This window comes from Pedobacter aquae (assembly GCF_008195825.1).
In the GTDB taxonomy this organism is placed as follows: Bacteria; Bacteroidota; Bacteroidia; order Sphingobacteriales; family Sphingobacteriaceae; genus Pseudopedobacter; species Pseudopedobacter aquae.
This window is the reverse complement of sequence record NZ_CP043329.1, coordinates 1,450,271-1,461,808: the sequence shown is the minus strand read 5'-3', so window position 1 is coordinate 1,461,808 and position 11,538 is coordinate 1,450,271. Positions and strand designations below refer to the sequence as shown.

The 11,538-nt window shown below is 35.9% G+C and carries 7 protein-coding genes; 5 read left to right on the top strand and 2 right to left on the bottom strand.

Annotated elements, in window-relative coordinates:
- Positions 1–3: 3 nt before the first annotated feature.
- The 5 genes from FYC62_RS06485 to FYC62_RS06465 all read left to right on the top strand — a co-directional run bounded on the left by FYC62_RS06485 (position 4) and on the right by FYC62_RS06465 (position 7,991).
- The gene (locus FYC62_RS06485) at positions 4–2,409 is read left to right on the top strand and encodes a glycoside hydrolase family 2 TIM barrel-domain containing protein (RefSeq protein WP_149074368.1); all 2,406 of its coding nucleotides are present in this window, start codon (positions 4–6) and stop codon (positions 2,407–2,409) included.
- 1 nt (position 2,410) lies between these two features.
- Complete coding sequence (locus tag FYC62_RS06480) at positions 2,411–4,336, top strand: right-handed parallel beta-helix repeat-containing protein (protein ID WP_149074367.1); 1,926 nt, start codon at positions 2,411–2,413, stop codon at positions 4,334–4,336.
- Positions 4,323–5,012, top strand: a complete 690-nt coding sequence (locus tag FYC62_RS06475) for an L-rhamnose mutarotase (RefSeq protein WP_149074366.1) — start codon at positions 4,323–4,325, stop codon at positions 5,010–5,012. Before FYC62_RS06480 ends, FYC62_RS06475 begins: the two co-directional genes overlap by 14 nt.
- A 234-nt stretch (positions 5,013–5,246) precedes the next feature.
- Complete coding sequence (locus tag FYC62_RS06470) at positions 5,247–6,317, top strand: Gfo/Idh/MocA family protein (RefSeq protein WP_149074365.1); 1,071 nt, start codon at positions 5,247–5,249, stop codon at positions 6,315–6,317.
- 81 nt (positions 6,318–6,398) lie between these two features.
- Positions 6,399–7,991: a sodium:solute symporter family transporter gene (locus FYC62_RS06465; RefSeq protein ID WP_149074364.1), complete on the top strand. Its 1,593-nt coding sequence runs from the start codon at positions 6,399–6,401 to the stop codon at positions 7,989–7,991.
- A gap of 356 nt (positions 7,992–8,347) precedes the next feature.
- Here FYC62_RS06465 and FYC62_RS06460 read toward each other — a convergent pair whose 3' ends face one another.
- Together FYC62_RS06460 and FYC62_RS06455 are read right to left on the bottom strand one after the other, a co-directional pair.
- The gene (locus FYC62_RS06460; RefSeq protein WP_149074363.1) at positions 8,348–9,367 is read right to left on the bottom strand and encodes an IS110 family RNA-guided transposase; all 1,020 of its coding nucleotides are present in this window, start codon (positions 9,365–9,367) and stop codon (positions 8,348–8,350) included.
- Positions 9,368–10,350: 983 nt separating this feature from the next.
- Positions 10,351–11,538: an MvaI/BcnI family restriction endonuclease gene (locus FYC62_RS06455; protein WP_149074362.1), complete on the bottom strand. Its 1,188-nt coding sequence runs from the start codon at positions 11,536–11,538 to the stop codon at positions 10,351–10,353.

The following is an 11,538-nucleotide window of genomic DNA, read 5'->3' as shown; positions in this document are numbered from 1 at the left end:
ATCATGAAGAAACTCTGGAGCCTTATTTTTATTCTTAGTTTATACACTCAGGTTTTTGCACAGCCTCGTACACAAATAAATTTCAATTACGATTGGAAGTTTAAGCTAGGCGATGAGCCAGAAGCAAAAAATATAGCTTTTAATGATGATGCTTGGCGTAAATTAAGCTTACCTCATGATTGGAGCATCGAGGCTGATTTTGCTAAAGAGCACCCGGCAACCAATCAAGGTGGTGCTTTACCGGGCGGAATTGCTTGGTATCGTAAAACGTTTAAAACACCATCAAATACCCTCAATAAAGAAGTTTCTATACAATTTGATGGTATTTACCAGCATAGCGAAGTTTGGATAAATGGCGTACTTTTAGGTAAAAGACCAAACGGTTATATTTCTTTTCAGTATGATATTACGCCACATTTAAAACCTGTAAATCAAGAAAATATCATCGCCCTAAGGGTGAACAATAGCGAGCAGCCAAACTCTAGATGGTATAGTGGTTCTGGTATTTACAGAAATGTAAAATTGGTCATTACTAACCCAATAGCTATTGCGCAAAATGGTGTTTTTGTAACCACACCACAAGTTTCTGCAAAAGAAGCTACACTAAAACATCAGCTACAGCTACAAAACACGAGTGATTTAAAATCACCATTAGAAGTAGAAGTCAAAGTTTTAAATGCCAAAGGCAAACTGGTTGCTCGTAACATTCAAACGGTACCGGTTAATCAATTAAGTGGAATCGTCACACAAAATCTAAATGTTAAAAATCCTGCTTTATGGTCGCCACAAGAGCCTAACCTGTATCAGGTCATCACCAAAGTATATCAAAACAAAGTATTGGTAGACGAGCTAAAGACCACCACAGGAATTAGAAGTTTTAGATTTGATGTTAAGAATGGTTTTTACTTAAATGATGTGCCTACCAAAATTCTAGGAGTTTGTCTGCATCATGATTTAGGTGCCATAGGCGCTACTGTAAATGTTAGAGCTATGGAAAGGCAATTAGAAATGCTGAAAGCCATGGGTACTAATGCTATAAGAACAGCGCACAACCCACCAGCGCCAGAGTTTTTAGATTTATGCGATAAAATGGGTTTCTTGGTAATGGATGAAGCTTTCGACATGTGGAAGAAACGCAAAAATAAGTTTGATTATCACCGAGATTTCGAAGAGTGGCATGAACGTGATTTAGCCGATTTAGTAAAAAGAGACCGCAACCATCCATCGGTTTTTATGTGGAGCATTGGTAACGAGATTAGAGAACAATTTGACAGTACCGGAACTAAAATAGCAGCCAACCTGAGTAAAATTGTAAAATTGCATGATAATACCCGGCCAGTTACCACCGCTTTAACAGAGACAGAGCCTGCAAAAAACTTCATCTGGAAAAGCAATGCTTTAGATGTTTTAGGCTTCAACTATAAATATTTTGATTATGATAGTTTACCAAAACGTTTTGGCTATATTCCTTTAATTGCTGCAGAAACAACATCGGCATTACAAACCCGTGGGGTTTATGATTTAGCCGATACCTTACGTTTATGGCCAGCAAGCTCTAAAGATAAATTTGTGGTAAACGGCAACCCAGATTATACCGTAACCGCTTATGATAATGTTGCTGCTTATTGGGGTACCAGTCATGAAAAAGCTTGGAAAGCGGTAAAAGACAGAAATTTCATGTCGGGCATTTTTGTGTGGACAGGTTTTGATTATTTAGGCGAACCCGTTCCTTATGATTTCCCTGCCAGAAGCTCTTATTATGGTATTATAGATCTAGCAGGTTTTCCTAAAGATGTATATTACATGTACCAAAGCGAGTGGACAAACCAGCCTGTTTTACATCTTTTACCGCATTGGAATTGGCAAGCTGGAAAGGTGGTTGATGTTTGGGCTTATTATAACCAGGCTGATGAGGTTGAACTATTTTTGAATGGTAAATCCTTAGGTAAAAAAGCCAAAACTACTGATGAATTGCATGTTTCGTGGAAAGTTCCTTTCGAGGCAGGTACATTAAAAGCTATCTCTTATCTAAATGGTAAAGTTGTTTTAGAGAAAGAGATTCGTACTGCTGGCGCTCCACACCATATTGTTTTAAATGTAGATAGAAATAAGCTTAAAGCTGATGGAAACGACTTGGCTTTTGTTACCGCAACATTAGTAGACGAGGCTGGTACAATCGTCCCAGATGCAGATAATCTTATCAAATTTACCATTAGTGGAGCAGGGCAAATTGCAGGAACAGATAACGGTTATCAGGCCGATTTAAGCTCACTAAGTAAACCTAATCGTAAACTTTGGAAGGGTAAAGCTTTAGCCATTGTAAAAGCTACGGAGAAATCGGGTAAAATAGTTTTAACCGCTCAGGCGGATGGCTTTAAACCTGTAAGCATCAATATCAAAACTAAATAAGATGATAAAAACGAAATTTATAGCAGCTTTTGCAGTATTCATCCTTCATCATCATTTTATTGCTGCTACAGAAATTTTTGTATCCCCGAAAGGGAATAACCAAAATAAAGGAACAAAAGAGCAGCCTTTAGCTAGTTTAGATGCCGCTTTAAGACAAGCGAGAGAATTAAGACGATTAAAAAATCCGGCTATAAAAGACGGTATTACCATTTACCTAGAAGGCGGAGTTTACCAGTTAGAGCAGCCGGTTTTTATTAGACCAGAAGATTCTGGAACGGCACAATCGCCAACCATTATCAAATCTTTAGGTAAAGAACAAGCTATTTTAAGTGGCGGTATCAATATCCAAAACTGGAAAAAAGTAACAAGTAAAATAGCAGGCTTGCCAGCAATAGCGCAAGGAAATGTTTATGTGGCTGATGTACCTGTCTTCGCTGATAATGCGATAGATTTTAGGCAGTTATGGGTAGGGGGCAATAAAGCTACCAGAGCAAAAAGTACCCCAGGAGTTAAAATGGATAGAATTTTAGCTTGGAATAAAGCCACAGAAAGCTGCACCATAGAAATTCCAAAATCGGGTTTAAAATATTCACCTGGCATGGAAATGTTCATCCACCAATGGTGGGCAATAGCAGTTCTTAGAATTAAAAGTATACAAACAAAAGGCAATCAAGCCGAGCTGTTTTTTTTCCAGCCAGAAAGTAAAATACAATCAGAACACCCTTGGCCAGCACCGTGGATTTCCAAAGAAACCGGAAACTCGGCTTATTACCTCAGTAATGCTTTAGCGTTTTTAGACGAGCCCGGCGAATGGTTTTTAGATAAAGCCAACAGAAAAATTTATTACTGGCCAAAAGCAAATCAGCAGCTTAATAAAACCGAAGTTATAGCGCCAGTTCTAGAAAATTTAGTACAAATACAAGGTACAGCAGAGCAGCCTGTAAGTCATGTAAGGTTTGATAATATTGCCTTCCAATACAGTAATTGGTTACGTCCGTCGCAACAAGGGCATGTGCCTTTGCAAGCTGGCTTGTTTCTTTTGGATGCCTATAAATTAAAAATCCCTGGAACGCCAGACAAAGCAGGTCTAGAAAATCAAGCTTGGGTAGGCCGACCAAAAGCAGCCGTAGAAGCAGCTTATACAACAGCAACTAGTTTTCAAAATTGCCGTTTCCAATACCTATCTTCTACCGGTTTAGACTACCAGAGAGGTAATTTGCAAGATACTATCAATGGCAATTTATTTAAAGATATTGGTGGCTCGGCCATTTTAGCGGGTGTTTTTTCTGATGAAGCTATGGAAGCCCATTTGCCTTATCAGCCTAAAGATGAAAGAGAGCTAACCCAAAATTTACAAATTACTAATAACCTCATTACCAATGTTACCCATGAAGATTGGGGTACCGTAGGCATTGGGGCAGGTTTTGTGAAAGGAATTAACATCGCTTACAATGAAATAAATGAGGTTTCTTATACTGGAATCTCCGTAGGTTGGGGTTGGACAAAAACCATCAACGCCATGAGCAATAATCGCATACATGCTAATAAAATACATCATTATGCTAAACATTTGTATGATGTTGCTGGGGTTTATACTTTATCGGCTCAGCCGGGTTCTAGCATCACAGAAAATGTGGTTGATAGTATTTACAAAGCACCTTATGCCCATTTACCAGAGCATTGGTTTTATTTCTATACCGATGAAGGAACGAGTTATTTTACCGTAAAAGACAATTGGTGTCCGGCAGAGAAATTCCTGCAAAACGCCAACGGTCCTAATAACATATGGATAAATAATGGCCCTATGGTTAAAACAGAAATTAAGCAGGCGGCTGGCTTACAAAAATCATATCAACACCTTTTAAAAGAGCAAGTTGCAGCAGATAAACGTTGGGAAATTAATTTTTATAACGATGCTAAAAAGTAGTTTTTTTAAGTACATAAGCCTTGTTTTTTCCTTTTGGATGATGGTACAAGTTTACGCTTGCCAATCTCCAAAGCAAAAGCCTGATGTACAAAAGCCAGCTATCATAGAAATGCTTTATCAGGATACTAGTGAGGCGACCATCAATCAGCTAAAAGCTTTATTGAAAGAAGATGAGCATCTTTTTAGATGGAAAACGCATTTTGTAGTTTATGGAAAAGGCCTTAATTCCGCTTTAGGCGATAGCTTAAAAATGAGATTTCCCGAAGCAGAACTTAAACAATATGATGATTTGTTTTATGAGTTTAACCATTCTTATTGTACCGATACGACTACAGCTAAGGATTGGGAACACATCCTGTTAACAGCCAATTTAGTAGCAGATACTACTTTACAAAACGAATATTTAAAATATCATGCTACACAGTTTAAAGAGTGGCCAGAGGTTTCAAAAGGCTTTTGTAATGCCAGTTTCCAACAATTGCTTTTGTTTAAAAACGGCAGACAATTGATGTTGGTCATCAGCATCCCGAAAGGAAAAACTTTAGACGAGTTAAACCCAAAAACTACACAAAATAACCCTAGGGTAAACGAGTGGAATAAAATTATGAGTAAATATCAAGAAGGAATAAGCGGAACCGCCAAAGGCGAAACTTGGGTGTTTTTTAAGGGGGGATAAGTTGTGAGTGAAAAGTTATAAGTATTAAGTGAAAATTAAAAATTAAAAATTAAAAAGTGCTTGTCTAACTAACAAACCAACAAACTAACCAACTAATCAACTAACAAACTAACCAACTAACCAACTAACAACCTAACCAACTAACAACCAACAAACTAACAACCTAACCAACTAACAACCTAACCAACTAACAACCTAACAAACTAACAAACTAACCAACTAACCAACTAGACAATGTTAAAACTAGGAATATTAGGACTGGGTGAAGGAAGAAGCACCATATCAGCAGCTTTAAATAGCAAAAAGTGGCAGTTAAAAACCATGTGCGATTTAAGCGAGGAAGCTTGCAAACAAAGAGCTAAAGAGTTTGATTTTCATCATTACACTACCAGTTATCAGGAAATGTTAAATGATGCGGAGATAGATGCCGTTGCTATTTATACGCCTGATAAATTACATGCAGAACATGTGAAAATGGCACTTAAGCATGGTAAGCATGTTATCTGTACCAAACCATTTATTGATGATTTGGCTGATGCTAAAGAGCTTTTAGAATTAAGTAAGCAAAGCGGCAAGAAAGTATTTGTTGGACAAAGTTCTCGTTTTTTCGAGCCTGCTAAAAGACAAAGAAAAGATTTTGAAGCAGGCTTAATTGGTGATTTAATTACCATAGAAGCGCAATACCATGCAGACCATAGGTGGTTTTTAGAAAAGCCTTGGGCTTTAGAATCATCTTTTAAATGGTTGTACGGAGGTTTAAGTCACCCGGTAGATTTTATACGTTGGTATTTACCCAACATAGAAGAAGTGATGGGCTATGGCATGTTAAGCGAAAACGGTAAAAAAGGTGGCTTAAAAAATGAAGACACCATGCACTTCATCTTTAAGGCTAGCGATGGCAGAATTGCCAGAGTAAGTGGTGCTTATACCGGCCCTACGCAACCTGCACAAAGAGATAGCGGGATGAGTACCATTTTAAGAGGGACAGAAGGAGCCAGCCAGGCAGATTACCACGAATTGCGCTATGCCGTAACCGATAAAACAGGAGAAGAAAAAATAATCATTTGGGGCGATAGCACCTTAAAATATTATTTCCGTTTCGAAGGGCAAAGTCACCATGCGGGCGAGTATCAAAACTATTTAGAATATTTTGCTGATAGCATAGAGCAAAACTTCACAGCTTACCCAGATATGCAAGAGGGGATAGGAACCGTAGCTTTATTACAAGCCATGGATAAATCCTTAAAAACAGGTACGCCAATTAAAATAAAAGATATTTTAGATACCTATGGTCTTGTACTTTAGGATTTAAACGATTATATACAATAAATCGAGAAATAAAAAAGATCTCGTTAATAAATATAAAGCTTTAATAAACAATCAAAAATGGGCAATATCATAGAGCGTTTAACCTTATTGGATTACGCTATCGTTATCGTTTACCTTGTTATTTTAATGGTTATCGGTTATAGAGCTAGTTTTTCTAAAAATAAAACAGATGAAGATGAAACACTTTTTCTAGCTCAGAAATCTTTAAAATGGCCAAGTATTGGGTTTAATATGTGGGGTACAAACGTAGGGCCTTCTATGTTATTAGCCTTCGCTAGTATTGGTTATAGCACCGGTATTGTAGCCGTAAATTTTGATTGGTATGCTTTTGTATTTCTATTTTTACTTGCTGTAGTATTTGCCCCCAAATATTTGGCGGCAAAGGTTAGTACCATGCCTGAGTTTATGGGAAACCGTTACGGATCATCTACCCAAAATATATTGGCTTGGTATGCACTTATAAAAATTTTAATCTCATGGCTTTCTCTAGGTTTATTTGCCGGAGGCTTTCTAGTAAGACAAATTTTAGGCATCTCCATGTGGCAATCTGTTATCGTTTTGGTATTGTTTGCGGGGCTTTTTGCTTTTATGGGAGGTTTAAAAGCCATTGCTAAAGTAAACGTTTTTCAAATGATTTTACTGATAGGCGTTTCTCTTACCCTAGCCATTTTGGGCATTATAAAAGTTGGCGGTATTAAGGAAGTTTATCATGCAGTACCTGGCCATTATTGGAATTTAGTACAACCAGCAAGTGATCCTAAATATCCTTGGTATGCAATTTTATTAGGTTATCCGGTAGCGGCAATTGCTTTTTTCTGTACAGATCAGGCCATGGTTCAATCTGTTTTAGGAGCAAAAAGTTTAGAGCAGGGGCAATTGGGTGTAAATTTTATTGGCTGGCTAAAAATCTTATCCTTACCCTTATTTATCCTTACGGGAATACTTTGTTATATTTTATTTCCGGGTTTAAAAGATCCTAATGAAGCTTACATGACCATGGTTACCAACCTTTTCCCTCCGGGGATGAATGGTTTGGTGATTGTTGTTTTAATAGCAGTTTTGGTAGGTACTATTGGCTCTTCGTTAAACTCATTAAGTACCGTTTTTACGATGGATGTTTATGCCAAGAAAATCAACACCAATGCCAGTACAAAAGAGCTCATTAAAATGGGAAGAATAACCGTAATTTTTGGTTGTGTGCTTGCCGTTGCGGTAGCTTTAGCTATAGATAGTATTAAAGGTTTAAATCTTTTTGATGTATTTCAATCGGTATTAGGTTTTATAGCCCCGCCATTATCTGTGGTTTTTTTACTTACCGTGTTTTGGAAAAGAACCACTCGCTTAGCTGTAAATCTAACGCTATCCGCAGGATCTATTTTTAGTTTAGGCGTTGGGGTGTGTTATCTATGGATTTTCCCATCAGACCAATACCAATTCTGGCCACATTATCTGATGTTGTCTTTCTACACTTTTGTCATTTTATTACTTGCAGCAATCTTTACATCATTGTTAGATAGAAATCCTGTAGCTTATAATGCCAGCTTGGTTGATGTCTCCGCAGGAGAGATTACTTCTAAAAAGGTAAAAATAGCTTGGGTTTTATTGATGGTGGTGATGGTGACTTTGTACATTATTTTTAATGGGCATTAATCAGTTGCCTGTTGTGAGTTATCGGTTTCTAGTTTTGGATGGAGATTTTATTTAGTGATGGATTGATTTTAGAATGATTGATTAAGCTTTTAGCCTTCTGCTTTCAGTCTTTTGCTCAGAAGATTGATTGATTTTTGAATGAGAGAACGATTGATTTTGAATAAGTTATATTTCCCTGTTTTTACTTTTGAATTTTTACTTTTGAATTTTCTTTAAATTTTTTCTTTTGAATTTAAAATCAACCACAGAGATTCTGTGTTAAATTCCAAATGAAATATTAATTTTCATTACTTTTGTTTTCTAAGGCGGTCAAGAACCAGCCAGTATAGCGTACTTATGCAGCTTGTGTTTGTGCGCTATTTTTTTTTGGTTAAATATTCCTTATCATACAAGGTATCATTTTTGAATAAAGTGTACATCATTTCTAATAATTTTCTTTGAATTGCTACCAGTCCTTTCATTTTTATTCCATTTTTGGATACTATTCTTACGTACATTTCTTTAAATCTATCATCCCATTTCACAGCTGACAATGCTGGTAAATATAACGCCTTTCTCAAACTAGTGTTCCCTTTTTTAGAAATTCTAGGTTTGCCCTTTATCGATGTACCAGACTGCTTTTCTTTTACATCTAAGCCTGCATAGCTAGTCAACTGCTTTTTATTTCTAATCAGCTCAAAACCATTAGTTTCTGCCAGAACTATTACAGCCGTTAATTCTCCCACGCCGCTAATACTGGTCAATTTTTCTATTTGATTTTGAAGTTCTAAATCTCTTACTATCAGCTCTTTTATTTCTAACTTGATTTCCTTTTCTTGCGAGTTTAAGAAGGCAATTCTTGCTTGTATCCTATTCAAACTGTTTTTATTTGGATAAGCTTCTGATTCTTCTGCATGTAACTGGTTTTTAACGCTAGATCGTTCTTGTACAATTTGATCTCTTTCTCTAGTAAGCTGTTGTAATGTTTTATACGATACTTTAGGTCTGTACCATCTCTCAAGCTTTCTTTCTAAACCAAATTGTGCAATTGCCTCTGAACAGGTTTTATCGGTAATCGTCTTGGTTTCTAAGGTTCGCATGTAATTACTGATTTTATTTGGCAATACAATACTTAATTCGTAACCATGTTCATCTAAGTAATAAGCAAGTTTTTGATGGTAAACACCTGTTGCTTCCATTACAAAAAGTACTTTCACTCCTTCATCAGTCTGCTTTGAAACCCAATCCAATAGAATGATTATCCCTTTATCGGTGTTCTTGAAAACTTTGTACGCATAAAGTTCGCTAGTAAAATCTTCTAACGTTCTTCCTAATGTTACAACCAACTCTTTTTGAGCTACATCTATGCCCAATACTTGTTTTAATACTTTTTTCATCGATTTATTCTTTAATATAATTGATGAATCTCCCTTCGTCTTTTCTCCTGGTTGGATATTCTGGATACTATCTCTATTAACTAGTTCCTTACATTCTGTTCAGACTCTAAAAGATATTAAAGAATGAGGCTGTTTCTCTGTGTCAATATACTTCTTTGAGTTATTTGGTCGCAAATGTGCTCTCATTCTTTTATCAATTATATCTATAAATTTATAGATTTATAAACATAGGAGTACACAAAGCTGGGTGGAGACTTATAAGCTCTCTGTGAACTTTGAGCCCTTCGTGGTTAAAATAATTATAAGCTTCCAGTATGAAGAATCGATAAAATAAAAGAAGAAAAACTAATTTCTGTATGATGATTTAAAACCTTTTGCATTAAGCTTTAAGGCATTCCGCTTTCCACCTTCTCCGTACCATGTTCGAGACTTGTTCGGGAAACAGCCCTATTTTTCCGAATGTGTCTGGGAGAAGCTCAGGAGAAGCCTCGAAGGAAGTATGGAGAAAACGTGGATAAAAGGTGGGGTATAGGTGGGCTATACGTGGACTTGTGTTAATAAATTTTCGTGATTTTATAGCTACTATAGAAAAGGTTAAACAAACATAGTAAATATAATAGTAATTAAAACAAAAAAGATGGAATATAAAAAGCTTTAGTATAAACCAGATATTCTATATTTTTGACTTTCAATAAATATTTACTTATTTAGAGTTAAATTCTACTTTATGAAAATACCCGTGAATTTGGATGTTCGATATAATTGATTTTAAAGCTATTTTCATAAGATATTTTTCGTAATAAAACAAATAAAAATCCGTAATACAGCCAGTATTGGGTGTATTATGGAAGTAAAACTATACATATATATAAGTTATAGGCAACTCCTGAAACCCACCGCACATTCAAGCACATTTAGTTTTCCAACCGCACAAAGCCGACACACAAAAACCAAAAGAGCTTGAATTTTTCCAACGCTCGACATTACTTTGACAACAAATCGTAAGACTGACTTGGCGGAAATAACATATTCAATGCGTTTGGTTTTATCTTAAATAATGGACCTTTTTCAATAACTTTTCCGACAGAAGTTCGTTTTATCAAATGGTCAAGTGTAATAATTCCTTGTTCGAGCAGAATATCAAACTGGGAAACAATCGGCTTTTTGGTATGTTCAACTGACTTATAAATGAAATGCTCTTTGTTATCAATTATTAAAGTATCTGTTGCCACCCAAAAAGTTTCGTTATGTTTTTCAAGCAAACGTTTGTGTAATGTTTCTAAGCCCCAAACAACAAAATCACCAACCGAAGCTTTATCAGAATTTTCAATTAATTGTCGAACATCAGTGTCCAATTTAAGCTTTAAACCTTGTGAATTACGAACAATTGCAGAAACTGTACAATATAATTTAAAATCATCGCCACGTTGATAGCCAAATCCGTTCAGAATTTCTGCCGAACTTTTGAATTTGCTTGCTGACCAATCTGGAACTTGTGCAAAAAGATTTTTTCGGTTTCCTTTTTTATCTCGGAATGATTTCAGCTCAATGCCTTTGTAATCTGGTTTTTTTGATGAATTAATGTTAATTCCTAAAAGAGTTTCTAAAGTTCTGCCAATTGCCGTATCAGCTTGCAACATTGCAGGAATTGCCCCTTGCAAACTTATTTTCCTCAACAACATCAGTAATTCATCTGCGACTTCTCTCGACAAAGAATTGATTTCATTTACTAATTCTTTCAAAGGATTATTTGCTAAACCATTAATCAAGCTTTCAAAATCAAGTTGTGTAACATTGACAACATATAAATCATTTTCATAAGAAATAATTCCTAAAATGTCATTTGCTTTGGAATAAGAACCCAAACCTTTGAACCAAATTCTTGGGTCTCCATTTTTTGTATTTGGTCTGTATAATGAAGCAACTGACTGTATTAATCTATCAGGACTAATTAAAAATGTATTAACATAAACACCATTCTCTTTTGCACCTTGACCTTGATGTTCATAATCGTGAATGCTTTTATCTTTTAAATACGACCGAACAGAACCTGTTGCATCTAGAATAGATTTTTCAAGCCCTGTTTTAGTTGGTTCAATTAAGGTTACTTCAACCGATTTTTCTGTCAGAAGTTTAATTCGTTCAATCTCTACTTTAGTTAACTGCCTCAT